A 26946-nucleotide genomic window follows, 5' to 3' on the forward strand; every position below is an offset into this window, starting at 1 on the left:
CGGCCTTCTTCTCTATCACTATCGGGACGGCGCCGCTCAGGCGGCGCCGGGCAGCCATGACGCCACGATTATTCGACCAACTGTCCGCCCGCGCCGGGCGAGAGACGCTCGCCGTCAGCATCGCGCGCGATCTGGCGCACTTGATGAACGCCGCGCTGCGCGGCGCGCGCCTGCCGCTGGCGCCGGGCAGCCAGCTGGAGACTTCGGTGTGGAACTATGGGCGGCCGCCGCTGGCGGAGAGGAAGTCCAGCCTGATCGACCCGGCGCGTGTCTGCGCTCACATTCGCGACGCGATCCGCCGCTTCGAGCCGAGGCTGGACCCGGAGCGCGTGGAAGTGAGCGCGCGCGCCGGCAGCGGGCCGCTTGCGCGGCAACTGCTGTATTTCGACGTGGCCGCACAGACCCGCGAAGGCGGAGAAACATTGCGGCTTTGCCTGACGCTTAACTATCTGGACGGCTATTTTGGCCTGCCGCGCACGGCGGAGGCGGGGGTAGCCGGATGAATTTCCTCGATCACTACAATAATGAATTGCGCCATCTGCGCGAAGCCGGCGCGCGTTTCGCCCGCGAGCATCCGCAGATCGCTCCGGCGCTCGGCTTACGGCCAAATTCGGTAGCGGACCCCTTTGTCGAGCGTCTGCTGGAAGGCGTGGCTTTTCTGTCGGCCCGAGTGCAAACCCGGCTGGACTTGGAATGCGCCGAATTCGCGCGTCAGGCGCTGGCCCAGGTCTGCCCGCTTTATCTCAGCGCCACGCCGGCGATCAGCAGTTTCGCCTTCCATCCGGACTTTGCTTCGCCTGAGGCCTTTCGCGGCCGCAGCATGCCGCGCGGCACGCTGATCCAGGCGACGCTGCCGGGCGCGGCCCGGCCCGTCACTTTCTCCACCGGGCGCGAAGTGACGCTGTTGCCGCTTAGGTTGGAACGAGCGGAATGCGGCCGCGGCTTGGCCCGGATATCCGCCGAACTGGCGCGGCGGCTGGCCTCGTCCCAGGCCGCCTTGCGACTGAGCTTCAAGCTGGAGGGCACGGTGGCGCTGGGCGACCTGGCCGCCGTGGAAGGCGGCGCCAAACCCTTGCAATTGAGCTTGGCCGGCGATCTGCCGCGCGCTTACGCGCTGCACCGGGCCATGTTGGCCGACGTCGGCGCCTGGTACGCCACGGCCGACGACGGGCGCGGCGGCGAAGTCCTGCTGGAGTTGCCGCTCAGCGGCCTGCGCCTGTCCGCGGCCGACGAGGCCGAGGCGCTGCTGCCCGCCGACGCGGGCGGTTTGCCGGGCTTGCGGCTGCTGCGCGAATACTTCGCCCAGCCGGCGCGGCTGCTCAGCGTGGAATTGGACGCGCTGGCGGCTTTGGCGGCGCGGGCGCCGTCGGCGCGCGGCTTCGAGCTGATCCTGGCTTTGCGCCAGGCGCCGCTGGATCTGATAGGCGAAGTCGACGCGGACCAGTTCCGTCTGTTCGCCACCCCGGCAATCAATCTCTACCCCAAGCGGCTGGACCCGGTGCCTTACGACCCGAACCAGACCGAACAATGGATTCCGGTGGACCGGATGCGGCCGGCGGAGCACCACTTGTGGCGCTTGCTGGAAGTCAATGTGTGCGATAGCAACGGCCGTTCTCGCGAAGCGCGGCCGGCTCTGGACGCCGGCGGCTACCAGAGCGGCCCGGCAGCGGCGCGCTACTCGTTGCGCCGCGAGCCGGCGCTCCAGAGCGAGGGCCCGCGACAGGCGCGCCCCGACACACTGGGCAGCCACGATTTGATCACCATTTCCGCCTGCGCCGGCGACATCGGTCTGGACGACATCGCCACGCTGACCGGGCGCGCGCTGGTGGCGGACCGCGGTTGGCGGCCAGAGGACTTGCCTGCCGCGGAGCTGCGGGCCGAGGGCGGCGCGGTGGCGCGGCTGGAATGCCTGTGGCCTGCCAGCGCGCCGCGGCCGATCCCGGACCAGGAGCGCTGCTGGCAAGCGGTGGCCCATATCGGCTTGAATCCGCTCAGCTTGCGCGGCGCCGGCCGTCAAGACATCAGCGCTCGGCTGACAGAACAACTGCGGCTGGCCGCTCAGCCGGAGCTGGCGCTGGACCGGCAGCGCATAGACAGCCTGAAGGCCGCGCATCTGCAAGCCGGCTTTTTGCCCGCAGGCCGGAGCTCGCCGCAAGCCCTGGTGCGCGCCGCCCTGGTGGACATCGACATTGCCGCCGTGATGCACGCGGACCGAGGCGGCTGGCTGTTCGGCCGGCTGCTGGCGCAGGCCCTGGCCCAGGCGGTCACGCTCAACGACGGCATCGAGGTCAGCCTGCGGCTGGACGGCGAGCTGGTCAGCCGGCATGGCAATACCCTGCGCCCAGACGGAGAACTGCAATGAAACGGCAGCAGATGATCCGGGAGCTGAGCCCGCAGCGCACTTTCTTCGAACTGATGCGCCGCGTCGAAACCTGGCAATGGCGTTTGCCGGACGCGTCCGCGGCAAGCCGGCTGCGCCGCCGGCCGGACTGGCTGGGCCTGGAGCAGGCCGCCGACATGCACTTCGCCAGCAGCGAAATCAGCGGGGTGAGGGTGGAGGAAGCTGAGGACGACGCCGCGCCGCGCGTCAGCGTGGTGTGCCGCCATTTCGGTCTATTCGCGCCCTACGGCCCCTTGCCGCTGCACATCACCGAGCACGCGCTGCACGAGCGCCGGCTGGAGCGCAACGCCGCCTTCGAACGCTTCGTCAATCTGGCTTGCGGCGATCTGGCCTGGTTGCATTACGCCGCCCGCGCGGCGATGCACCCGGCGCTGGGCTACGAGCGCGGTCGCCACCCCTTCGCTGAACGCGTCGCCGCATTGGCCGGCGCCGCGCCGGACGCGGAGTCTCTGTTGGACCCGCACGCCGCCGCCTGCCGTCGCAGCCATCCCGGCGCTTATCACGCGCCGCGCCGTTCGTTGGCGGACTTGCGAAAAATCCTGGCCGGCTATTTCGGCGCGCCGGTGCGCCTGTCCCCGCGCCAGGGGCGCTGGATACCGCTGCGCGGCGTCGGGGGGCCGCGCCGGCTGGGAAACTGGCGCGTCGGCAGCCGGATCTGGGACGCCCAGCACGCGCTGGACATCACCATAGGGCCGATCGACGCCTCCGAGTTTGCCCGCTGGCGGCGCGGCTCGCCCGCGGTGCTGGCGATGTTCGCCGTCGCCGCCGATTTCGCCGATGGCCGGGCCGCTCCGGTCATCAAGGTCCAGGTCCGCACCCGGCCGGAACTGGCAGGCAAGGTGGGGCGCATGCGCCTGGGGGTGGACGCATGGTCCCGCCCCGGCGTCTCGCTCCGGACTCTCACCGTGTATGAATCATTCCAGGATCCGCTGTGAACCGAGAACGCATCTTCGGCCGCTTAGGCCCAACCGCATACGACACCTTGGTGGAAGCCACCGCCTTGGGGCGCTCGCGCCGGCACGCGCTGGTGGATTTAGATCATTGGCTGCTCTGCCTGCTGCGCCGAGGCGGCGGCGACGTCGCGCTCTTGCTGGAGGCGCTGGATTGCGATCCGGCCGCCGCGCTGCAACGCGTGGGCAAGGCGCTGGAGGCCGCCGAAGCCGGCGGAGAATCGCTGCGCGACATCTCGCCGGCGCTGGAGCGCAGCGTGGCGCCAGCCATCAGCTGGAGCCAGGTGGCCGCGCCGGCCGCCAAGGTGCGCAGCGGCCATCTCTTGCTGGCCTGGCTGGACGAAGAGCCGACGCGGCGCTGGCTGCAGCATAGAGTGGGCCAGGCGCTGGCGAAGTTGTCGCTGGACGATATTGTCGAGCGTTACGAGGCGCTGGCCGGCGCTTGGCCGGAAGCGTCCGACGCGCTTGTCTCGCAAGCCGCCGCCGGAGAAGCCGCCGACCCGGGCGCGGTGCTGCGGCAATGGGCGGTGAGCCTGAGCGAGCAGGCGGCCGCCGGCGAGCTGGATCCGGTGATAGGCCGCGACGCCGAATTACGCGCGGTGATCGACGTGCTGTCTCGGCGCCGGCAGAACAACCCCATCCTGGTGGGCGAGGCCGGCGTGGGCAAGACCGCGGTGGCCGAGGCGCTGGCTCAGCGCATTCATCGGGGCGAAGTGCCGCCCGGCCTGCGCGGCGCGCAAATCTGGGCCCTGGACGTGGCCAGGCTGCAAGCCGGCGCCGGCGCGCGCGGCGAGTTCGAGCAGCGGCTGCGCTCGGTGATAGACGCGGTGATCGCGTCCCCGGCTCCCGTGATTCTGTTCTGCGACGAAACCCATACCCTGATCGGCGCCGGCGGCAACGCCGGCACCGGCGACGCCGCCAACCTGATCAAACCGATGTTGGCGCGCGGCCAGCTGCGCATGGTGGCCGCCACCACCTGGGCGGAGTACAAGCAGTTCATCGAGCCGGACGCCGCCCTGGTGCGCCGTTTCCAGACCGTGGCGGTGGACGAGCCGGACGACGATACCGCTGTGGACATGCTGCGCATGATCGCGCCGCGCTTCGCAGGCCATCACGGCGTACGCATCGCCGACGCCGCCTTGCGCTCGGCGGTGACGCTGTCGCGCCGTTATCTGCCGGCGCGGCAGTTGCCGGACAAAGCCATCAGCCTGCTGGACACCGCTTGCGCGCGGGTGGCGATGAGCCAGAGCTGCCAGCCGGCGGCGCTGGACCGGCTGCGTCACCGCGCCATGACGCTGGAACAAGCGCTGAACTGGCGCGCCAGCGATGCGAGGCTGGGGCTGTCCACGCCGGAAGACACGGCGGAACTGGAGCGGGAACGCGCCGACACCGCCGCGCGCGCCGACGAACTGGACGCGGCCCTGAGCGAGCAGCGCGCCGAAGTGGGCGCCTGGCTGGGCGATCTGGAAGCGGGCGCCGGCGATTCTGAGCGGGCCGAAGCCCTGAGCGGGGCCGATCGGCTGGTGCGTCCTTGGGTGGACGCTCACGCCATCGCCGAAGTGCTGTCGGAGTGGACCCAGGTGCCGGTCACTCAGATGGCGCAAGACGAGGCGAGACGCCTGATGGCCCTGCGCGAAGGGCTGAACCAGCGGATACGGGGCCAGGAGAGCGGCCTGGACGCCATCGTGGAGGCGCTGCAAGTGGCGCACTCCGGCCTGGGCGATCCGCGCCGGCCGCTGGCGGTGATGTTGCTGGCCGGCCCCACCGGCACCGGCAAGAGTCAGACCGCTGCTGAGTTGGCGCAGGCGCTGTTTGGCGGCGAGCGCAATCTCTTGCGCTTCAATATGAACGAATTCCAGGAAGCCCACACTGTGTCCACGCTGAAAGGGGCGCCGCCGGGCTATGTCGGCTACGGCCGAGGAGGCCGGCTGACCGAGGCGGTGCGCAAGAAACCCTACAGCGTGCTCTTGTTGGACGAGTTCGACCGCGCCCACCCGGACGTGCACGAAATGTTCTACCAAGTGTTCGACCAGGGCTGGATGGAGGACGGCGAAGGGCGGCACATCAACTTCCGCAACTGCCTGATTTTGCTGACCAGCAATCTGGGCGACGCCGAAATCGAGGCTGCTTGCGCGGCGGAGCCCGAAGTCTCGCAGTCCCGGCTGGACGCGCTGGCGCGCGAACGCTTGCAGCGCCGTTTCGCGCCGGCCCTATTGGCTCGGATGCGGGTAGTGGCCTTCCGGCCGCTGGACGAACCGGCCTTGGCCGGCATCGCGCGCCAGGCTTTGGACGACATCGGCTTGCGCCTGAGCGCCAATGGCCTGGCTTGGCGCGCCGACGCCGAGGCCGCGGACTGGATCGCCCGCGCGGTGGCCAGGCACCCGGCCAGCGGCCGCGCGGTGGGCGACTTGCTCCGCCAGCGAGTGATGCCGGCCATCGCCCGCGGCGTGCTGGAAGCGCGCGCCGCCGACCGCGCCTTGCGCAGCGTGCGCTTGAGCGCCGCCGACAAGCTGGAATTGATTTTCGACGACGGGGAGGGCGTGCCGTTGCCGCCGCCCGCGCCGGCCGAATCCGCCATCCCGGGAGAAACCGCATGCGTTTGATCGAACTGCACAGCCCTTTGCTGGAGGCGGACAGCGTCGCGCTGAGCTTCAAGGCGGACGAACGTCTGTCGCAGGAACCCAGCTATCAGCTCGACATCGCCTGCGCCGATCCGGCGCTGGACCTGGACAGCCTGCTCGGCTCGCAACTGACCGTGGACATCGACCTGGGCGATGAAGGCGTCCGGCCCTTCCACTGCCAGGTGCTGGGCGGCTACGACAGCGGCCAGACCCAGGACCGCTACACCTACACGCTGGAACTGGGCAGCTGGCTGTCCTTCCTGGCCGAGAACCAGAACTGCCGGGTGTTCCAGCAACTGACGGTGCCGCAGATCGTCGAGCAGGTGTTCGGCGAGCATCAGCGGCCGGACTTCCGCTTTGAGCTGGAGCACGCCTACGAACCACGCGAATACTGCGTGCAGTTCCTGGAGTCCGACCTCAACTTCGTCAAGCGGCTGCTGGAGGACGAGGGCATTTACTTCTGGGTCGAGCACCAGCCGGAGCGCCATGTGGTGGTGCTGTCCGACACCCAGCGTTTCGACGACCTGGCCGCCGGCTACGGCCGGCTGCGCTTCCTGCCGGACGGCGACGAATTCCGCCCGGTGCCGGGCCGCGAAGGCGTGCAGCGGCTGCAACGCACGCGGCGGGTGAGGCCGACCAATGTCGCGCTGCGCGACTTCGACTACCACGCGCCGTCCAACCGCCTGGACAGCGACGCCCAGGAGACCCAGACCAGCCTGGACGGCATCCGGCTGGAGCACTACGACTACGGCGCGGGCTATAGCGATCAGGCTGGCGGCGACCGGCTGGCGCGGCTGCGGCTGGAGGCGCTGCAGGCGGATTCCCACCAGCTCACCGGCACGGCCAACGCCCGCGGGCTGGCCACTGGCGGCGCTTTCACGCTGGAGGGCCACCCGGATGCGGCGCGCAACCGCCGCTACTACGTGGCGGCCAGCGAGCTGACCTTTTTGCAAGACGGGCCGGACAGCAGCGGCCAAGGCCGCAATGTGATGTGCGTGTTCCGCGCGATGCGGGATGACCGGCCGTTCCGGCCGCTGCGGCTGACGCCCAAGCCGATTCTGCCGGGCATCCAGAGCGCGACGGTGGTGGGGCCGGTGAACGCGGAAGTGCATACCGATAAGCTGGGTCGCATCCGCGTGCACTTCCACTGGGACCGCTACAAGACGCAGGAGGAGGACGCCTCGTGCTGGATTCGGGTGTCGCAAGCCTGGGCCGGCAAAGGCTGGGGCGTGCTGGCGATGCCGAGGGTGGGTCAGGAAGTGCTGGTCACTTATGTGGACGGCGATCTGGACCGGCCCATGGTGACCGGCATCGTCTACAACGGCGACAACCCCACGCCGTATGACTTGCCGAAAGACATCCGTTACACCGGCCTGGTGACCCGCTCCTTGAAGCAGGGCCGCTACAGCAACGCCAGCCAGATCACTTTCGACGACCAGCGCGGCGCCGAGCGGGTGATGGTGCATGCCGAGCGCGACATGCAGCAGACCACCGAGCGCAACAGCTCGGAGGCAGTGGGCCAGGACAAGAACATCGATGTGAAAGGAACCACGACCTCGGTTACCGGCGCCTCGATCAGTTTCACGGGGGTGTCGGTGTCCTTCACCGGCCTGTCGGCCAGCTTTACCGGGGTATCGACCAGCTTTACCGGCCTGTCCACCAGCTTTACCGGGGTGTCGACCAGCTTTACCGGCGTTTCCACCGGTTTCACCGGGGTGGACACCAGTTTTATCGGCGTGTCCAACAGCTTCACTGGAATCTCGACGGGGTTCACCGGTGTATCAACCAGCTTTACCGGTGTGTCCACCAGCCTGACCGGCACCAGCACCTCGGTGACTGGCACCTCTCAGAGCATGACCGGCGTGTCCACCTCGATGACGGGCACCAGCGTGTCGGCCACCGGCATGTCGCAAAGCTTGACCGGCGTGTCTTCGTCCTATACCGGCACCTCTACTAGCGTGACCGGCAATAGCTGCTCGGTCACCGGCACCTCCAAGAGCGTGACCGGCACTTCGATGTCGGACACGGGCTCGTCCACCAGCATCACCGGCACCTCGATGTCCACCACCGGCTCGTCCACCAGCGTGACTGGCTGCTCGATGTCCACCACTGGTTCCTCCGCCAGCGTGACCGGTTGCTCTGTGTCCACCACCGGTGCTTCCGTCAGCGTGACCGGCTGCTCTGTTTCGGCCACCGGTTCGGCCACCGGCGTCACCGGTTCCAGCATGTCCACCACCGGCTCCTCGGTCAGCAGCACCGGCTCCAGCCTGTCCAGTACAGGCTCCAGTTGCTCAACCACCGGGGTCAGCTATTCCTATACCGGCGCGTCCTACTCGGACACCGGCGTGGATCTGAAAAAGCTGGGCATGCAGGTGAAAAGCTGATGACGCGCCCAAGCCTTGGACACCGAAAAGGAGAGCGGACATGCGCTTGATCGAACTGCACAGCCCTTTGCTGGAGGCGGACAGCGTCGCGCTGAGCTTCAAGGCGGACGAACGTCTGTCGCAGGAACCCAGCTATCAGCTCGACATCGCCTGCGCCGATCCGGCGCTGGACCTGGACAGCCTGCTCGGCTCGCAACTGACCGTGGACATCGACCTGGGCGATGAAGGCGTCCGGCCCTTCCACTGCCAGGTGCTGGGCGGCTACGACAGCGGCCAGACCCAGGACCGCTACACCTACACGCTGGAACTGGGCAGCTGGCTGTCCTTCCTGGCCGAGAACCAGAACTGCCGGGTGTTCCAGCAACTGACGGTGCCGCAGATCGTCGAGCAGGTGTTCGGCGAGCATCAGCGGCCGGACTTCCGCTTTGAGCTGGAGCACGCCTACGAACCACGCGAATACTGCGTGCAGTTCCTGGAGTCCGACCTCAACTTCGTCAAGCGGCTGCTGGAGGACGAGGGCATTTACTTCTGGGTCGAGCACCAGCCGGAGCGCCATGTGGTGGTGCTGTCCGACACCCAGCGTTTCGACGACCTGGCCGCCGGCTACGGCCGGCTGCGCTTCCTGCCGGACGGCGACGAATTCCGCCCGGTGCCGGGCCGGGAAGGCGTGCAGCGGCTGCAACGCACGCGGCGGGTGAGGCCGACCAATGTCGCGCTGCGCGACTTCGACTACCACGCGCCGTCCAACCGCCTGGACAGCGACGCCCAGGAGACCCAGACCAGCCTGGACGGCATCCGGCTGGAGCACTACGACTACGGCGCGGGCTATAGCGATCAGGCTGGCGGCGACCGGCTGGCGCGGCTGCGGCTGGAGGCGCTGCAGGCGGATTCCCACCAGCTCACCGGCACGGCCAACGCCCGCGGGCTGGCCACTGGCGGCGCTTTCACGCTGGAGGGCCACCCGGATGCGGCGCGCAACCGCCGCTACTACGTGGCGGCCAGCGAGCTGACCTTTTTGCAAGACGGGCCGGACAGCAGCGGCCAAGGCCGCAATGTGATGTGCGTGTTCCGCGCGATGCGGGATGACCGGCCGTTCCGGCCGCTGCGGCTGACGCCCAAGCCGATTCTGCCGGGCATCCAGAGCGCGACGGTGGTGGGGCCGGTGAACGCGGAAGTGCATACCGATAAGCTGGGTCGCATCCGCGTGCACTTCCACTGGGACCGCTACAAGACGCAGGAGGAGGACGCCTCGTGCTGGATTCGGGTGTCGCAAGCCTGGGCCGGCAAAGGCTGGGGCGTGCTGGCGATGCCGAGGGTGGGTCAGGAAGTGCTGGTCACTTATGTGGACGGCGATCTGGACCGGCCCATGGTGACCGGCATCGTCTACAACGGCGACAACCCCACGCCGTATGACTTGCCGAAAGACATCCGCTACACCGGCCTGGTGACCCGCTCCTTGAAGCAGGGCCGCTACAGCAACGCCAGCCAGATCACTTTCGACGACCAGCGCGGCGCCGAGCGGGTGATGGTGCACGCCGAGCGCGACATGCAGCAGACCACCGAGCGCAACAGCTCGGAGGCGGTGGGCCAGGACAAGAACATCTCGGTCAAGGGCACGTCCACTTCGGTCACTGGGGCTTCGATCAGTTTCACGGGGGTGTCGGTGTCCTTCACCGGCCTGTCGGCCAGCTTTACCGGGGTATCGACCAGCTTTACCGGCTTGTCCACCCGCTTTACCGGGGTGTCGACCAGCTTTACCGGCGTCTCCACCGGTTTCACCGGGGTGGACACCAGTTTAAAGGGTGTTTCCACCAGCTTCACCGGAATCTCGACAGGGTTCACCGGGGTGTCCACCAGCTTTACCGGTGTGTCCACCAGCCTGACCGGCACCAGCACCTCGGTGACCGGCACCTCTCAGAGCATGACCGGCGTGTCCACCTCGATGACGGGCACCAGCGTATCGGCCACCGGCATGTCGCAAAGCATGACCGGCGTGTCTTCGTCCTATACCGGCACCTCCACCAGCGTGACCGGCAATAGCTGCTCGGTCACCGGTACCTCCAAGAGCGTAACCGGTACTTCGATGTCGGACACGGGGACTTCAATCAGCGTGACCGGCACGGATATGTCGACGACTGGCTCGTCCACCAGTGTCACCGGCAGCAAGATGTCCACCACCGGGTCCGACGCTAGCGTCACTGGCTGCTCGATATCCACTACCGGCGTGTCGGTGTCCCTGACAGGCAGCGACACCTCGCTGACCGGTTCTGAAATCAAAGCGGTGGGCAGCAAGATGTCCAGTACAGGTTCCAGCATCAGTTCCGTGGGCTCGGAAGTCAGCTGCAAGGGCTTTAGCAGCTCCACCACCGGTTTCGAATACTCCTACACCGGCGCCTCCTACTCGGACACCGGCGTGGATCTGAAAAAAGTCGGCATGGAGGTCAAAAGCTGATGCCCTTGCGTCATATCAAACCCCAGGCGGCGCTTGTTTCCTCGTCGCGCACCCAGATCGGTTCCCAAGCCATGTTGCGCATCGGCGTCGGCATCGGTTTCCGCCTGAGCGATCCCTTCATCCTGGCGCACGAGGCCGCGTGCTGGGAGGCGATCAAGGCGGCCAAGCCGGCGCTGCCGCTGTTCGAACCGGCAATGCCCAAGCTGCGCGCCGAATGGCTGCTGCTGGGCAGCGCGCATTATCGCGGCCCGGCGGCCGGCGTCGGCGTATTGGACTGGCTGGCCGAGGCCGAGCTGGGCGGCGTGCGCAAGATCGCGAGCTGCCGGGCGCAGCCGCGTATGGACGGCGGACGCGTCGAGGCCAGCCTGGCGCTGGACCCGCGCCAGGCGGCGGCCGGCCTGCAAGGCGAAAATCCTTTCGGCCAACGCCACGCGTCGCCGCCTTTGCAACGGGTCCGCGGCTTGAACGTGAGCCCGGCGCCGCTGGCGGCGATGGGGCCGTTGGGCAGCGATTGGCCGGAGCGCCGCCAATGGCAGCCGCGCTTCGCCGGCTCGCCGCAAGCAATGGCGGACGACGGCAGCCATATGGGATGGCCGGCGGCCACCGATCTGCGCTTTTTCCAGCAGGCGGCGCCGGACCAGTGGTCGGACCAGGCCTGCTGGCCGGCTCAAGCGCCGTTCGCGCTTAGCGGCTTTCGCGGCGGAGAAGTCCAGGGACGGTTGCCGGCTGTGCGGCCGCTGTTGCTGGCGGGGCGGGGGGACGGCCCGCTGGACGAACGGCCGGAACTGGCATTGCAAACCGTGTGGCTGCTGCCGGACGCGGACCTGGGCGTGATGTGGTGGAACGGCTTTCTACCGCTGGATTATGTATTGGACGACGGCGTCGGCCGGCTGGCGCTGGGCTTCAAGGACGCCGCCGAACCTGAACGGCCGGCGGAGCTGGCCGCCTTCGCTGAGCGCCGCTCCCGCTTGGACGATCAAGACCCCTTGCTGTTGGCCGATCACGCGCTGATGCCGGATCCAGCGCGCGGCTGGGTCTGGGAGCAGATACTCGACTCCGCTGACCATCCGCGCTTCGCGCCGCCCGCGCGCGACCGCGCCGAGATCCGCGCGCGGCTGGAACAAAATCACAAGGCCTTGCGCGAGGCGCAGGCGGCGCAAACCCGGCTGCAGTCCTTTGTTCGCGCCAATGAAAACGCCTTGGCCGGCCTGCCGCAAGCGGCGGCCGACGGGGAGAACTGGCGCGAGCGGCTGCAAGGCGAACGCGGCCCCTGGAGCGAGTTGACCATATGCGACGCCGACCTGAGCGGCCTGATTTTCGACGGCCACGAGCTAAGCCAGGTGCGCTTCGAACGCTGCAAATTGGACCACGGCCGTTGGCGGCAATGCCGGCTGGAACAGGTGCAGTTCGTCGATTGCTCGCTGGCCGGCACCGTGCTGGACGCGGTGCGCTGGACCGGCGGCGGTCTGAACCGCTGCAATCTGGGCGCCAGCGTTTGGAATGGCGTCGAACTGGCGCAGTTGGGCATAGAGGATTGCCGGCTGGACGACATCGCGATTAACGGCGGCGCCTGGCGCGCGGTCACGGTGCAGGGCGAGGGCGGCGCCGGCGGCCGGGTTGGCCAGCTGCGTTGGGACCAGGTCAATTGGTGCCGGGTTCGCGCGGAGGATTGGCATTTCACCGGGGTACAAGCCGACGGACTGGGGCTAGTGGAGTGCCAACTGCCGCGTAGCGGCTGGCGGCAATGCCGGCTGTTGAAGTTCAGCGCGCTGGACACGGACCTGTCCGCCAGCGTCTGGCAGCGCTGCCAGCAGCGTTTCGGCGTGGTGTCCCACGGCAGCTCGCTGCGCCAGGCGCGGCTGGAAGACTGCGAGCTGCTGTCTTGCAGTTGGCAGGATCTGGACGCTGCGCAACTGCGGATTGAGCACTGCGCCTGCCCGCAACTGCACGCGCAACGCTTGCGGGCGCCGGATTCGTTGTGGCGGAGCTGCGCGCTGGACGGCCTTAACGCCACCCACGCCAAGCTGGAACGAGCCCGCTTCGAAGCTTGCGCGTTGAAGGACGCGCTGTTCTACGGCGCAAGCCTGAGCGAGAGCCGGATGGAGGGCTGCAATCTGATCGACGCCAAAACCGCCTGGATGCAGCCGCCGTCCAGCGGGGGCTGGCGCGGCAATTTGGAAACCGGGCGCCAGGATTGGCCGAGGAGGGCGCAATGAGCGCGGCGCGGGAGGCCTCGTTGCGGGAGCTGGCCGGAGCGTTGCCCGCCGTGGTGGAAGGGCGGCGATTCGACGCGCCGCCGGCGGAGACGCTGAGCCGCGTGGTCTACATCGATTGCAGTTTCGAGCGCGTGCACTGGCGACAGTGCCGCTTTAAGGAAGCGCGCTTCGTCAATTGCCGCTTCGAAACCAATCGTTTCGAGCGTTGCGTCTGGCATGAGATGGGTTGCGCCGACAGCCAGTTCATCGACTGCGTCTGGGAGGAGTGCGAGCTGGAGCGGGTGGGCTGGCAGCGGGTGATTGCGTCCGGGGCCCAGTGGCGAGGCGGGCGGCAACGGGATTTTTCCTGCGTGGAATTGGACGCCGCTGGCTGGCGCGTCAGCGATGTTCGCAGCGAGCACGGCTCTTTCGTCGACTGCCGGCTGCGGGAATGGCGGCTGCAAGGCGGCTGCTGGTCGGACAGCGCCTGGATACGCAATCAGCTGGACGGCTTTAGCGTGGAGGAGGCCGAGCTGCACAACTTCATTCACGGCCAAAGCCAGGCGCGGCGCGTGGCGCTGAGCGCCTGCCGCGGCTTGAACGCGCGCTGGATAGATTGCGAACTGGAGCATATGGCGCTGGACCACTGCGAACTGAAACAGGCGGCCTGGTCGCACAGTGTCTGGAACGGCGGCGCCATCCGCTCCAGCCGCCTGGTCGGCGCCAGTTTCGACCAGGCCCGGCTGCGCCGAGTGCAGACGCGCGAGGCGGATCTGGAGCAGGCCATGTTTGACGGCGCGCGCTTGGAGGATTGCGCTTTTGAGCAATTGAACGCGCCGCGGCTATCGCTGCGGCAGGCGCGGCTGGAGCAGGTCAACCTGTCAGGCGCCAATCTGCGCGGACTGGACGCCAGCGGCGCCGCGCTGCAGTCGGTGAAGTTGTCCGGCTGCGACTGCCGCGGGGGCCGGCTGGTAGGCCAGCCGCGCGGCGCATGGAGCGCGGCCGACACCGCCGGCGCGCTGTTCGACGATAGCAAACTTGAGCAAGACCGGGCTTGGCGGCAACAGGCGCAGCCCGGACCTAGAGGAGCCGCATGATGACATGGATGCAAGAAAGCGCCCTGGCCTGGGCCGAAACTCCGGCCGAGTCCGATCCAGTGCTGCGCGCGCTGCGCGTGGGCACGCCTACGCAGCGACCCAGCCAGGAATGGCTGCCGGCGCGGGTATGCGCGCAAGGCGAGAAGGACGGCGAATGGCTGGTCCGGCTGCCGTCCGGCGCGCTGCGCCAGGCGCGCGCCGCCTTCAGTTGCCTGGTGCGGCCGCAACGCGGCGATCTGGTGCAACTGGCTGCGGCGGATGAGGCTTGCTGGGTGTTGGCCATCCTGGAGCGCCCGCAGCCGGGCGGGGTTTGCCGCTTGGAACTGGGCGCGGCCAGCGTGCAACTGCACGCCGCCGAACTGCATCTGTGCGCCGACGGCGAGCTGAGCCTGAGCGGCCGGCAGCTCAACAGCCGCGCCCAGGCCATCGCCACCGCGGCGCAGGAGCGGCAGACCCATATCGGCGGCACCGACGCCGAGCACTGCGGCAGTCTGTTGCTGCACGCGGACCGCCACATGGGGCTGCACGCCAAGAGCACGGCGCTGAGTTCGGCTTCGCTGTTGAAGCTCGACGCCGGCCAGATTCACGTTGCCTAAAGGAGAAATGCGATGTTCGCCAATTGTTCCGCCGGCGGCATGGCCCTCGCGGCTTCCGACGTCTGCAAGACCCCGCCGCTGGGGATTCCGTCCACCTACGCCAATATCGCCAACAAGCCGGAGGCGGTGCCCAATGTGCCGACCATCATTTACGCCGGCGGCCCGGTGCACAACCTCAACACCATCATTCCGATGACTCACGGCGACGAGGGTGGCTCCATGGGTGGGGTGGCCTCCGGCACGGTGGCGGCGCTGTCCCGCCACGTGACCGGCTCCGGCAAGGTGCTGATCCAGGGCGCGCCGCAGACGCGGCTGACCGACACCAATCTGCCCAATAACCAGAACACCGCCGGGCAGACGGTGGCGCCTTCCCAGACCATCACCATGACCTTGAGCTAATGATCTCTTTTCCCTTTGTCCGGCGCGCGCTGCTGCTGTGCGCGCTGGCTGGTCTGGCAGGCTGCTCTTCGCTGTTTTCCTCGCGCGGAGACGACGGGCCGCGCCAGTTGCACGTCACCCTGGTGGGCGGCGGCCAGCTCAACAACAGCGGCGGCGGACCGCGGCCGGTGCAGGTCTGCCTGTACGTGGTGCGAGAAGCCAACTGGCTGCCGCCTGCCGGGCTGGAGGATTCCAGCTGCGCCCAGCGCGGCCGGGAAGTGGCGGCCGAATCCCGCCACGTGGTGGCGCCCAACCAGGTGCAGCAAGTACTGCTGCCGGCGTCCGGCTCGGACCCGGTCTGGCTGTTGGCGGACGCCGATTTCGCCAACAAGCCGCCCGGCTACGCGCCGCTGCGCATCCGGGTGGACGGCCGCCAGCTGATCCATTTGGCGGTGCTGCTGGAGCGCAACCGCATTGTCGACGCTCTGCGGCCCGCCGCCGCCCCATTGGCGGACGTCTCCGCGTCGGCCCCGGCCACGTCGCCGACGCCGGCCAAGCCCTCCCGCAAGCCTTGGCGCAAGACGCGCAAGGCGCCCATCGCCCATTTGGAGGAAAGCCCATGAGCGCTTTGCCAGTAGGACCCGTCGCCTGGAGCGACGGCATGTTGATAGAAACCCAGCATTTTCAGCAGCAGGAACGCCACTTGGCTCATCAGTTCGGCCTGCGCCTGCGTCAGACCTCCAACCATGGCTGGGGCTTTTCCCTGCTGGATGTGGACAGCGACGGTTTGGGGCTCGGCCGCTTGGGCCTGCGCGCGGCCGAAGGCATTTTGCCGGACGGCACCCCGTTCGCGCTGCCGGCTCACGACCCTTTGCCGGCCCCGCTGGACACCTCGGACGCCCAGGCCGGCGACATTGCCTGCCTGGCGCTGCCGGCCGCCGGTTGCGGCGGCCCGGAAATGGCCTTTGGCGACGCGTCTGCGGCCGCGCGCTACCGCGCCGCCGCCACCGAGGTGCCCGATCTCAGCGTGGGCCTGGACGCGCCGGGCTCGCCGCGCCGCCTGACGCTGGAAACCGGCCGCATGATGACGCGGCTGTGCTGGCAATCGCAATTGCGCGCCGAGGAAACCGCCTTGCCCTTCGCCCGGGTGGCGGGGCGCAGCAGCGCGCTGACGCTGTTGCTGGACCCGCGTTTCATCCCGCCGCTGTTGGACAGCCGCGCCCACCAGACGTTGCGAGCGCTGATCGAGGAGTTGCAAAGCACGCTGCAAGTGCGGCTGGCCGGCAGCGCCGGCTTGCGAGTGCTGTCCGCCGGCGGCGGCCTGGCGGACCTGGTGGAGTTGATGCTGCGCCAGGGCATCGCCGAATACCGGATGCGCTTGGCTCACCTGGACGCCTTCAACCCGCTGCCGCCGGCCTTGCTGTTCCAGGAGTTGATCGGCCTGCTGGGCCGGCTCAGCGTGCTGCCCGGCGTGGACGAGGCATTGGCCGAGCGGCAGTTCGCCTACCGCCACGATGAGCTGCAAGCCAGCTTCGAGCCGTTGGCCGCCACCTTGCGCTACGCGCTGGCCAGGGTGATCGAAACCCCGGTGCTGCCGCTGAAGTTTGAGGACCGCGGCGACCAAGTGCATGTCTGCGTGGTGGACCGCCAGTGGAAGCTGCAGAAGATGGTCTTCGCCTTCTCCGCGGCGATGCCGGCGGACAAGCTGCGCCAGCTCTTGCCGCAGCAGGCCAAACTGGGCGCGGTGGAACAGATCCAGAAGCTGGTGGACTTGCAATTGCCGGGCGCGCGGCTGATCCCGACGCCCAACCCGCCGCGCCAGGTGCCGTACTACGCGCAGAGCGTGTACTTCGAAGTGGAGTCCAGCGACCCGTTTTGGGCGCAGGCCTTCGCGGGCTCGGCGCTGGCGCTCCGCATCGTCGGGGACTTCCAGGATATGCGGTTCGAGGCCTGGGGGCTGCGCGAAGGCAAGGTCGCTTAGAACCTGTTTGCGACCTGCCGCGCAGCTTAGCGGGGTCGTAAAACAGGCTCAAAACCAAATAGCCGAAAGAGTGAACGAAAATGAATCTGCTGCACAATTTTTCCTCCATCTTCCGCCGGGCCTCCGCCGCGCACCTGAACAGCGGCATGCTGGAGGGCGCGATGCGCAGCCGGCTGGAAAACCTGCCTTTGCTGATGCCCGGCCAGCAAGTGTCCACCTTGGAGGCCGAAGCCGAACCGGAAGCCTTGAACGCCTTGCCGCTGGCCCTCCCGCCCGCCGCGCCGCCGACGGCGGGCGCGGGCAGGGCGCAGGCGGAGACCGACGACGCGCCGGTGATCTATCAGCGCTCCGGCGCGCGCGGCGGCCTGCTCAAGGCCGGCTTGCAACAAGCGCAATGGGACAATCCCTTCATCTCCCATGCCTTGCCGGCGGTGCTGCAATTACAGCGGCTTCAAGGCGGCGCGGCGGAGAGCCAGGCGCAGATCCGCGCCCAATTGGGCCTGGAACTCAAGCTTTACCGAGAACGGCTGGCCGCGTCCGGCTGCGAGTGGCAGCAGGCTCAGGACGCCTCCTATCTGCTGTGCACCTATCTAGACGAAGTCTGCAACGATGCGGCGCGCGGCGCCGGCCAACAGCCCTACGACGGCGAGCGCAGTCTTTTGGTGGAGTTCCACGATGACGCCTGGGGCGGGGAGGACGCCTTCGCCGACCTGCAGCGCTGGCTGCGCCACGAGCCGGCGCCCACCCCTTTGCTGGAGCTGTACGAGTTGGTGCTGGCCTTGGGCTGGCAGGGCCGCTACCGGGTGCTGGAGCGCGGCGAGGCGTTGCTGCAGGATTTGCGCTCGCAGCTGCATGCCGCCATTTGGCGCCAGCGGGAGCCGGAGCCGCTGGGGGCGGAATTGATCGAGCCCCCGCCGCCCCCGCCGCCGCCGGAGCCCGAAGCGCCCCCTCGCCAGCGCTGGCTGACGCCCTTGCGCGGCGGCGCCATCGCGCTGGGCGTGGTGGCGCTGGCCTACGGCGCGGCCAACATCAGCCTGGATCTGCTGGGCCGGCCGATACGCGAAGCCTTGGCGGCCTGGACCCCGCCGCTGCGGGCCATCAATCTGGCCACCACCTTGCCGCCTCCGCTGCCGCAGCTGCTGTCCGAAGGCTGGCTGGTGGCCTATAAGCACCCGCAGGGCTGGCTGCTGGTTTTCCGCAGCGACGGCGCCTTCGACGTGGGCAAGGCCGAGGTGCGGGCCTCCTTCCAGAAAAACATCGAACGGCTGGGCCAGGCTTTCGCGCCGTGGCCGGGCGATCTGGAGGTGATAGGCCACACCGACCGCCAACCCATCCAGACCAGCGCCTTCCCCAGCAATCAGCGCTTGTCCGAGGCGCGCGCTCGCTCGGTGGCGGACTCTCTGCGCCAGACCGCGATCCCCGGCGGCGCGCAAGCGCCCGACAACGCGGTGGCGCGCCGCATCGACTCCTCGGGACGCGGCGACAGCGCGCCGTTGGACGCGGCGCAGACCCCTGCCGCCTATGAACGCAACCGCCGCGTCGACGTGTTGTGGAAAGTGGCCGACGCCGCCAAGGGCGCACAGGCCCAGCCGTCCGTCCCCCAAGCCCAATCCCCGCAGACGCCCGCCCCGCTGGCGCTGGCGCCCGGCGTCGGCATAGGCAACGGACCCAGCCCGCTTGAGCCCGGCTATAAGGAGCAACAACCATGATCCGGCAAAGTATGCGCGTGTTGATCGCGCTGTTGATCGCGCTAGCGATCTGGTGGATAGGACCGCTGATTTCCATCGGCGTCTACCGGCCGCTGGGCTGGGCGCTGCTGCGGCAAATCTTAGTCGCGGCAGCGTTGATCTGGGGCTTCTGGCCGCTGCTGAGCTGGCTGTGGGGCCGGCTGACCGCCGCGCCGCGTTCCTTCCGCCGCGCGCCCAAACCGGCGCCCGAGCCTGAGCCGGACCCCGGCCCGCCGGACTACATCAGCGACACTTTGCAGCAACTGGAACGCCAGCTGAGCCGCCGCGGCGGCGCGCCGCTGCCGTGCTATCTGCTGTTGGGCGCCGCCGGCAGCGGCAAAAGCAGCTTGTTGTCCTGGACGCTGCGCGATGGAGCGGAGCCGGCGGCGGCGATAGGGCAGGGCCTGGGACTGGACTTCCGCCTGTCCTCGGACGCGGTGTGGCTGGATACCCAGGGACAGTGGAATATCGGCGAAGGTTACGACCAAGAGGCCGCGGCGGCCTGGGACAAGCTGCTGGCCGGCCTAGTCGCTTTGCGCGACAAGATCCGCGTCAGCGGAGTGGTGCTGTGCGTGGGCGGCGACGATTTGATCTCGATGGCGTCCAAACGCCGTCAGCAAATGGCCGCCACTTTGCGCCAACGCCTGCTCAAGCTGCGCGACGGCCTGGGCCGCACCCCCAACGTCTACCTGGCGCTGACCGGGACGGACCGGCTCGACGGCGCGTTGGCGATGCTGAACCAGATGCGGCCGGAGCGCTGGGCGCGCGGCATCGGCTTCCCCTTGCCGCTGGACGCCGGCGCGGACGCTTCCGGCGCTTGGGCGCCGGCCTTGCATAGCCTGGAACAACGGGTGCAGCGCCAAGTATTGTTTGCCGCGCCCTTGGCCGGCGAGGTGGAGGCCAACCACGCCCAGCTGCGTTTCGTGGAGGCGCTGGGCCGGTTGCGCCAAGCGCTGCAAGGCTTGCTGCCGCCGCTGTTCGCCCGCGACGGCGACGAAGACGCCGCCCATTTGCGCGGGCTGTGGCTGGGTTCGGTGGCGGAAGTGGCCGACATTGAAATCGACGGCCCGGAGCCGACGACGCGGCCCTTGGGCGAGCTGTGGACGCCCTTGCTGCGGCAGGTGGCCGTGGAACGGCAATTGATGGAGCAGAACCTGACCGCGGCCGAACGCCAGGCGCGGGAACGGCCGGCTCCGCCCGCGCCGCCATCGCGCAAGCGCCGGTTGCTGAACGCGCTGCGCTGGGCGGCTTTGCCGGCGCTGGCGCTGGCCTTGCTGGTCTGGGTGGCCTGGGGCTATTTCGCCGAGCGCAACTATCTGGAATACGTCTGGGCTCAGTTCAGCGAGGGCAAGACACTGGCGCGGGAACAGGCCGGCAGCGCGCCCAGCGCCGGATCGCCGTTGCTGGCGGTGGCGGCGCAAATGCGCTACGCGCAGGCCCAGGCTGAAAGCGCCGAGCGCGGGATGAGGACGCCGTACTTCGAGCACCGCCGCGTGGCTGAAACCGCCACCGCCACCTATCACCGCCACTTGCAGAAAACGCTGATGCCGGAACTGTACAACGAGGTGAAGCGCACCTTGCAGGCGCAGACCGAAGGCAGCCCCGGCGACATCTTCCTGACGCTCAAGGTCTATCTGATGTTGTGCCGGCCGCAGTACCGCTCCGCCAGCGCGGTGGAGCGTTGGATCTCCGGCCGCTGGGAAGCGCTGTCCGAAGGGCAGTACAACGACGAGGACCGGCGCATGCTGATCGCCGACGCGCGCGCGCTGATCACGCTGCCCGGCCTGCCGGCGGCGCCGGAGGACGCCAACCTGGTGCAGACCGCCCGCGCCCGCGCTTCGCAGATTCCGGTAGTGACTCGGGTGCTCAACCATGTGCGGGAGCAGGGCCTGCCGTCCCAGATACAGGACATCTCGCTGGCGCGCGCGGCGGGCTTTGGCTCGGCGATGAGCTTGCGCATGCGCAACAACGTGCCGGACACCGACAGCGCCGTTTCCGGTTGGTACACCCGCGCAGGTTATGTGGATGCCTTCCTGCCTCGGCTGGAGCCCAGCGCCCGCGCCATGCTGGAGGAGCAGAGCTGGGTGCTGCGCAACGAGCCGCTGCGCGGCAATGGCTTTGAGATCGACAGCCTGGTGCAGAAGCTGGCCGACAGCGCCCGCAATCAATATCTGCAGGACTACATCACCGCCTGGCAAAGCTTTTTGGCCAATGTCAGCGTGCGCTCCGTCACCGGCCTGGACGACGCCGCGCAGTTGGCGGCATCGATGATGAACTCGCAATCGCCGCTGGCCAATCTGCTGCGTTTCGCCGGACGCGAAACCATGTTGACCGGCAGCTACGACGGCGGCATGGATAGTTGGATAGATCGCCAGAAGGCGCGGCTGGAAAAAAGCCGCCGCTCTCTGGTGGGCGAGATCAACGGCGAGCGCTACCGCACCACCTTGCTGCCGGAGCACGCGGTGGAGGAGCACTTCCAGGCCTTGCGCCAGATCGCCAAGCAACTGGAGAAGAACGACAACAGCGGCAGCAATCCGCTGGCGCGGCTGTTCGATTCTTTGTACCGCCAGCTGGGCCTGGTCAACGGTGCCCTGCAAACCGGCCAAGTGCTGCCGGCGCAATACGATGTGTTCACCAAGCTGCGCGGCGACGCCGGCCTGCAGCCGGAGCCGGTGCGCGGCATCATGCTGGACCTGATCAACAACGGCAGCGCCGCCACCTCCAGCCAGACCCAGGCGGTGCTGAACAAGGGCGCGGCCGGCGCCACGCGCAGCGCCTGCGATCAGGGCTTGACCGGCCGCTACCCGTTCCGCCGAGGCGCCGGCGCGGACGCCAGCGTTGAGGGCTTTGAGCGGCTGTTCGCCCCCCAGGGCGCGATGGCGGTGTACTTCCGCGAGCATCTGGCCGCCTATGTCGATACCTCGGTGACGCCGTGGAAGGCGCGCAGCGTGGACGGCGGCAAGCAGGCGCTGCTGAGCCAAGAGGTGATTGGCGCTTACGAAAGCGCCAGCCGCATCCGCGATGCGATGCTGGACGACGGCGGCCGCTTGCGGGTGCCCACGGTGTTGCGCTTCCTGGACATGGACCCGCAACTGGCCGAGGTGCAGTTGGACCTGGCCGGCCAGACTCTGCGTTTCGCCCACGGCGCCACCACGCCGCAGCGCATCGACTGGAACGGTCAGAGCCAGAAGTTGGCGATACGGCTGCAAATGAAGTCGGTGGACGGCCGCGTCAACACCTTGCAATACGACGGACCATGGGCGCTGTTCCGCTTCTTCGACGCCGGCCGCGGCGTGGGCGGGAGCGCGGACCGCCGCGAGCGCCTGTATCAGGGCAGCCTGGGTTCGGTGCGCATAGAGTGGCAGTCGCTGTCCTCGCCGTCGCCGCTGTGGTCCGGGCTGATCCAGTCTTTCCGTTGCCCGCAAGGCGGCTGACGACGGTTCAGGGGCCGGCATTGCCGGCCCCGACAAGAGGGAGCCCGTTCAGCACGGCGGATTTTGAACGGGCCCAGGCGGGTTTTTCCGCTGTTTGTTTCGTTCCATTACCCACTGAAAGGAAACACCATGACCAAGGCTGCAGAAAACATGATCAACCCGGCGGAAATCCTCAAGGCGTGCAGCGCCGCCCACCAGTACGGCCAAAGCGCCGGCGGCTCCATGGCCGAGCCGTTCATGAACGCGGTGCCGGGCATGAATATCGCCTCCGGCAGCAACGCCAGCAATTTGATAGGCAATGTGCAGGACGTTGGCCGCCAGATGCTGGACCACATGACCGCGATCAAGTCCTCGGTGGACAAACAGGTGGCGGTGCATCAGGACCAGCAGCGCCGGCAGAAGACTTATGATTTCCAGCCGGACATGTCCGACCTGCGCCCCAGCGACGCCAAAGGCTTCCCCACCGAAATGCCGGAAGCCTTCTTCGCGCCTTTCATGAAGAAATAGGCGCGACGGACAGGCAAGCGCCCGGGACGCGCGCATCCCGGGCGTTTGCGCCGACGCTCGTTTAGCCGCCGCTATCGGCGAATTTTTCCAGATAGAGATTGAGATGCTCGCAACCATGACGGCGCAGCCAGTCGCGCACCGCGTCCACCATCGGCGGCGGGCCGCATAGATAAATGTCGGCGGCCTGGGCGCGCAGCGCGTCCGCGTCCAGGTGCTCGGGGATCAGCCCGCGTTTGCCGCTCCAGCCGTCTTCCGCCGCCATCACCACCGGATGCCAGGCAAAGCCGGGCAGCCGTTCGGCCAGGCCGCGCAGCCGCGGCTGCTCGCATAGGTCGCCTTCGCGGTTGACGCCGTAGTACAGAGTCACCGGCTGGCCGCAGCCGCCTTGTTCGGCCAATTGCTCCAGCATGCCCAGAAAGGCGGACAAGCCGGTGCCGCCGGCCAACATCAACACCGGCTTGTCGATGTGGCGCAGGTAGAAACTGCCCAGCGGCGCTTCCAGTTCGATGCGATCGCCGGCCCGCCAGCCACTGCGCAGATAATTGCTCATCGCGCCGTCCGGCAACAGCCGCACCAGGAAGCGCAGCTGCTTGTCCGCGGCAGGGGCGTGGGCGAAGGAGTAGGCGCGCCATTGCTCGCCGCCGGGCACGCGCAGCCGCGCGTATTGGCCGGGCAGGAAGGATAGCGCGCCCTCGGCGGCCGAGGCGTCCAGACACAGCACGGCGCAACTGTCCGATACCGGCTCCACCCGGCTCACCACGGCAGAGATGCGGGCTGCCGGCGCGCTCCGGCACAGGCTGGAGTCGAAGTCGAAGGAAAAAGCGGCGTTGGACAACACCCTGGTCTGGCAGGACAGGATGCGGCGCTCCGCCAGCTCCTCCGCGGACAGCGCCTCGGGATCGACGTAGTCCTGGCTGTAATCGCCGCGGTCGCAGCGGCCGCGGCAGGTGGCGCACACGCCTTCCCGGCAATCCATCGGGATCTTGATGCCTTGGCGCAGCGCGGCGTCCAGCAGCAGTTCGCCTGGCTTGGCCTCTAGAAACAGGGTATGGCCGTCGATAAAATTCAAAGCCACTTGATGCATTTCGGTGTTTCCGCTTGGAGATTTCGAACAGGTTCACGATCTTGCGAGCTAGAGGCATTGCGGCAGAGAAAGCGGAATGTGCTGACGGCACATAAGCATTCCGAAGCGCAACCCGCTCTCGGCGCGCGGCAGATCGTAAACAGGTTCTCAGAGATGGTAGAAATCCAGCACCGCGTTCACGGTATCGTTCAACAGCAGCACATGCTGACGCCGGATCCGCCACCCGTCGCCGTGCCGCTCCAGCGTGTACGCGGCGCGGCCGTAGAAATAGCCGGTCTCGCCAAAGCGGGTGTAGAACGTGGCCCAGTTGACGCGGGCTTCCACCAAACCGTCTGCGCCGCGTTCAACGCGTATATTGGTCAGCTGGTGCAAAGTGCGGGGCATCGGGTTGCAGGCGGCGGATTTGCCGGTGCGTATGCGGAACACCCTGTCCTCCAGGCCGGCGCGGCTGGCGTAGTAGATCAGCGACATCTCGCGCTTGGGGTCGGTGGTATAAACGTGTTCGGAGTCCCATTGCGGCACGTGGTATTCGCAGTCCGGCGCGTAATCTGCCAGGTAGGCGTCCCAGTCCTGGCTGTCGCACCGCTCGGCGTGACGGTAGAGAAACTGTTCCACTTGGTAATGAAGTTCGATGTTCATCGCTAGGCTCCCTCGGCGGCGGCGCGCCGCGCCAGCCCTTGCAGCAGGAACTGCCGCCAGGCGCTGTGCTGGTTGACGTACAGGCCTTCATGGGTGATTTCCGTCCCGGTCAGGCAGGGGGCGATGCCCAGGGTTTCGCTATTGGGCGTGGCGCCGGTCTGCCAGCGCGGGTGGCCGCGTGAGATGTCGCTCCAGCGCTCCAGCCGCGCCTGGAAGCCGCGTTGCGCTTCGCGGAACTCGGTCAGATCATCCGGCGTGCCCATGCCGGACACATTGAAGAAGTCCTCGAACTGACGGATGCGGTTCTCGCGGTCGGCGGCGGATTCGCCCTTGACGCCCAGACACTGGCTTTGCACCAGAGTCTTGTTCCAGGCCAGCGGGCGGATGATGCGCAGCTGGGAGCTGATCTGGTCCATGAAGAACAAGCTGGGATAGATATTGAGGTTGCGCAGCCGGTGCATCATCCATTCCGCCTTGGCCTGACCGTGCTCGGCCACCAGGCGCGGCATGATGCCGGCGTAGCCGGGCCGCACCGCCGGGTTGGGCATGTCGCTGAATAGCACGCTGTGGCCGTTGGGGAAGGAGAACCAGCCGTCGTCGGTGGCGGCGTCGCCGGCGCCCAGCTTGCTGTAGTCCAGCGTGGCGGCCTGCGCCTCGCCTTGCTGGCGGCAGACCTCCTGGCGGTGCTGCACAGTGGCCACGTAGTTGTAGTGCACGGTGCTGACGTGATAACCATCCAGGCCGTTTTCGTTTTGCAGCTTCCAGTTGCCATCGTAGGTATAACTGGATTTGCCGGGCAGCACTTCCAGCTCGCCGTTGGGAGACTGCGCCACCATCATGTCGAAAAAGACCTTGGCGTCCCCCAGATAATCTTCCAGCGAGTCCGCGCCGTCCGGGTCCAGGCTGACGAAGACGAAGCCCTTGTAGCTGGCGACCCGCGCCTGTTTGAGCGACCGGGCGGCCTTGTCGAAGTCCGCCGGGTATTCGCCCGGGGCCTTGACCTTGAGCAGACGGCCGTCGTTCTTGTAACACCAGGCGTGGAACGGGCAGGTGAAGGTGGATTGATTGCCCTTGCACTGACGCACCAGGGTGGCGCCACGGTGCTGGCAGGCGTTGATCAGCGCGTGCAGCCCGCCGTTGCCGTCTCGGCTGACGATTAGCGGCTGACGGCCCGCCTGCACGGTGATGAAATCGTTGGGTGCGGCGATTTCGCTTTCATGGCAGGCGTAAATCCAGACTTTCTCGAAGATCAGCTCCATCTCTAGATCAAACAGCTGCGCGTCGGTGAACATGTCGCGGGCGATGCGGTAGATGCCGTCGTCCGGGCGAAAGTCCAGGCAGCCGCTGACGAAGCTGCGCCATTGCTCCGTGGTGCGGAAGGTTGTGCTCATCGTAATGTCCTTATCTGAGAACCCGTTCAACGTCTGCTCCGCGTCGGCGGTGCGGCATTAACCACCCGCGCATTCCGCTTTCTCAGCCGTTTTCGCTTGTTTCGCCTTGGCTCGCGAGACTTTGAACAGGTTCTGCGTTCCGGCTGGCTCGCCGCGCGAAGCGGCGAGCCGCGGTTTCAATCGGCGTTAGACTTGGGCGCGGGCGCGGCTTACCTCGGAGGAGGGGACCGGCGCCGCTTCGCGGTGCAGAGTGAAGTTGAACTCGATGCGGGCGAAAGGCTTGCCGACGCCGCTCTGACGCAGTTCCTCCGGCGCGCTGACGCGTTGAATGTCAGGCACCAGCCCTTCCCGCGAGCCGAAGGCGAAGTCATCCCACAGATACGGATCGTCCTGGATGTTGATCTGGGTGGTCAGTTTGCGAAAGCCCGGTGCGGAAACGAAGAAATGCACGTGAGCCGGGCGGTGGCCGTGGCGGCCCAGCTGCCGCAGCAGGCGGTCGGTGGGGCCGTCCGGCGGCACGCTGTAGCCACAGGGCATGATGCTGCGGAAGCGGTAGCGCCCCTGGTCGTCGGTGCGGATGCTGCGGCGCAGGTTGAAAGCGCTCTGGGTCTGATCGAAATAGGAGTAATTGCCCAGGCTGTTGGCGTGCCACACTTCCACCAGAGCATGCGGCACCGGTTGGCCGGCGCTGTCCAGCACCTGGCCGCGCATGAACAAGGGCTCGCCGTCGTCCGTGCCGTCGTCCAGCCGCGCTTCGCATTCGCACAAGGGCGCGCCGGCCACGTAGAGCGGGCCTTCTATGGTGCGCGGCGTGCCGCCGAGCAGCCCGGCCTTGCGCTCCGCCTCGTCGGCGCGCAGGTCCAGGAAATGTTCCAGCCCGAGCCCGGGCACGATCAAACCCAGTTCTCCGCTGCGGCCGGCGTCGGCCAGCAGTCCCACCGCGCTCCAGAACTCCGACGGCTGGATGTCGAAGTCCTCGATCGCGTAGCACAGGTCGCGCATTAAGCGATTGACGATGGCGCGGGTGCGCGGGTTGGCCTGCTCGGTGGCGGGTTGGTCGAAGCGTTGCAGCAAGGCGTCGATTTCGGCGCGTTCCATGGTGTTTCTCC

Annotated in this window: 19 protein-coding genes; 15 read left to right on the top strand and 4 right to left on the bottom strand. The window is 67.8% G+C overall.

What is annotated here, in order from left to right; genetic code table 11:
* Positions 1-56 precede the first annotated feature (56 nt).
* The 15 genes from DXT74_RS14730 (at position 57) to DXT74_RS14800 (ending at position 22723) form a co-directional block, all read left to right on the top strand.
* Positions 57-503, top strand: a complete 447-nt coding sequence (locus DXT74_RS14730; protein WP_043631825.1) for a type VI secretion system baseplate subunit TssE — start codon at positions 57-59, stop codon at positions 501-503.
* On the top strand, positions 500-2362 hold the full coding sequence (gene tssF, locus DXT74_RS14735) for a type VI secretion system baseplate subunit TssF (RefSeq protein WP_194426321.1): 1863 nt from the start codon (positions 500-502) through the stop codon (positions 2360-2362). The genes DXT74_RS14730 and tssF overlap by 4 nt, the downstream gene beginning before the upstream one ends.
* A complete protein-coding gene (locus DXT74_RS14740) occupies positions 2359-3336 on the top strand; it encodes a type VI secretion system baseplate subunit TssG (protein WP_194426322.1) in 978 nt (325 codons plus the stop codon). Before tssF ends, DXT74_RS14740 begins: the two co-directional genes overlap by 4 nt.
* Positions 3333-5954, top strand: a complete 2622-nt coding sequence (tssH, locus tag DXT74_RS14745) for a type VI secretion system ATPase TssH (RefSeq protein ID WP_194426323.1) — start codon at positions 3333-3335, stop codon at positions 5952-5954. The genes DXT74_RS14740 and tssH overlap by 4 nt, the downstream gene beginning before the upstream one ends.
* Entirely contained in the window at positions 5945-8356 is a 2412-nt protein-coding gene (locus DXT74_RS23145; RefSeq protein ID WP_194426324.1) for a type VI secretion system Vgr family protein, read from the top strand. The genes tssH and DXT74_RS23145 overlap by 10 nt, the downstream gene beginning before the upstream one ends.
* A 40-nt stretch (positions 8357-8396) precedes the next feature.
* Positions 8397-10808, top strand: coding sequence for a type VI secretion system Vgr family protein (locus DXT74_RS14755; protein WP_194426325.1), 2412 nt, complete (start codon positions 8397-8399; stop codon positions 10806-10808).
* A complete protein-coding gene (locus DXT74_RS14760; protein WP_196783768.1) occupies positions 10808-13024 on the top strand; it encodes a DUF2169 domain-containing protein in 2217 nt (738 codons plus the stop codon). Before DXT74_RS14755 ends, DXT74_RS14760 begins: the two co-directional genes overlap by 1 nt.
* Positions 13021-14100, top strand: coding sequence for a pentapeptide repeat-containing protein (locus DXT74_RS14765; RefSeq protein ID WP_114152919.1), 1080 nt, complete (start codon positions 13021-13023; stop codon positions 14098-14100). Before DXT74_RS14760 ends, DXT74_RS14765 begins: the two co-directional genes overlap by 4 nt.
* 8 nt (positions 14101-14108) lie before the next feature.
* Entirely contained in the window at positions 14109-14696 is a 588-nt protein-coding gene (locus DXT74_RS14770; RefSeq protein ID WP_194426326.1) for a DUF3540 domain-containing protein, read from the top strand.
* A gap of 12 nt (positions 14697-14708) precedes the next feature.
* Positions 14709-15095 (top strand): DUF4150 domain-containing protein, encoded by a 387-nt coding sequence (locus tag DXT74_RS14775; protein ID WP_043593253.1) that lies wholly within the window; start codon positions 14709-14711, stop codon positions 15093-15095.
* Positions 15095-15697: a type VI secretion lipoprotein TssJ gene (locus DXT74_RS14780; protein ID WP_194426327.1), complete on the top strand. Its 603-nt coding sequence runs from the start codon at positions 15095-15097 to the stop codon at positions 15695-15697. Before DXT74_RS14775 ends, DXT74_RS14780 begins: the two co-directional genes overlap by 1 nt.
* Entirely contained in the window at positions 15694-17055 is a 1362-nt protein-coding gene (tssK, locus tag DXT74_RS14785) for a type VI secretion system baseplate subunit TssK (RefSeq protein WP_043634800.1), read from the top strand. The genes DXT74_RS14780 and tssK overlap by 4 nt, the downstream gene beginning before the upstream one ends.
* Positions 17056-17135: 80 nt before the next feature.
* A complete protein-coding gene (gene icmH / locus DXT74_RS14790; protein WP_194426328.1) occupies positions 17136-18764 on the top strand; it encodes a type IVB secretion system protein IcmH/DotU in 1629 nt (542 codons plus the stop codon).
* Positions 18761-22216, top strand: a complete 3456-nt coding sequence (tssM, locus tag DXT74_RS14795) for a type VI secretion system membrane subunit TssM (protein WP_194426329.1) — start codon at positions 18761-18763, stop codon at positions 22214-22216. Before icmH ends, tssM begins: the two co-directional genes overlap by 4 nt.
* Before the next feature lie 129 nt (positions 22217-22345).
* Positions 22346-22723 (top strand): DUF6277 family protein, encoded by a 378-nt coding sequence (locus tag DXT74_RS14800; RefSeq protein ID WP_196783769.1) that lies wholly within the window; start codon positions 22346-22348, stop codon positions 22721-22723.
* Between the two features lie 61 nt (positions 22724-22784).
* On the opposite strand, the gene antC is transcribed toward DXT74_RS14800, so the two are convergent.
* The 4 genes from antC to catA form a co-directional block, all read right to left on the bottom strand.
* Entirely contained in the window at positions 22785-23807 is a 1023-nt protein-coding gene (antC, locus tag DXT74_RS14805; RefSeq protein WP_194426330.1) for an anthranilate 1,2-dioxygenase electron transfer component AntC, read from the bottom strand.
* 147 nt (positions 23808-23954) lie between these two features.
* A complete protein-coding gene (antB, locus tag DXT74_RS14810; protein ID WP_043634791.1) occupies positions 23955-24446 on the bottom strand; it encodes an anthranilate 1,2-dioxygenase small subunit in 492 nt (163 codons plus the stop codon).
* Between the two features lie 2 nt (positions 24447-24448).
* Positions 24449-25837 carry an anthranilate 1,2-dioxygenase large subunit gene (gene antA / locus DXT74_RS14815; protein ID WP_114152913.1) on the bottom strand — a complete coding sequence of 463 codons (1389 nt, stop codon included), beginning with the start codon at positions 25835-25837 and terminating at the stop codon, positions 24449-24451.
* A 186-nt stretch (positions 25838-26023) separates the two neighbouring features.
* A complete protein-coding gene (gene catA / locus DXT74_RS14820; protein WP_043634785.1) occupies positions 26024-26935 on the bottom strand; it encodes a catechol 1,2-dioxygenase in 912 nt (303 codons plus the stop codon).
* Positions 26936-26946 lie beyond the last annotated feature (11 nt).

The organism is Chromobacterium sp. Rain0013 (assembly GCF_015291765.1).
Taxonomy (GTDB): domain Bacteria; phylum Pseudomonadota; class Gammaproteobacteria; order Burkholderiales; family Chromobacteriaceae; genus Chromobacterium; species Chromobacterium haemolyticum.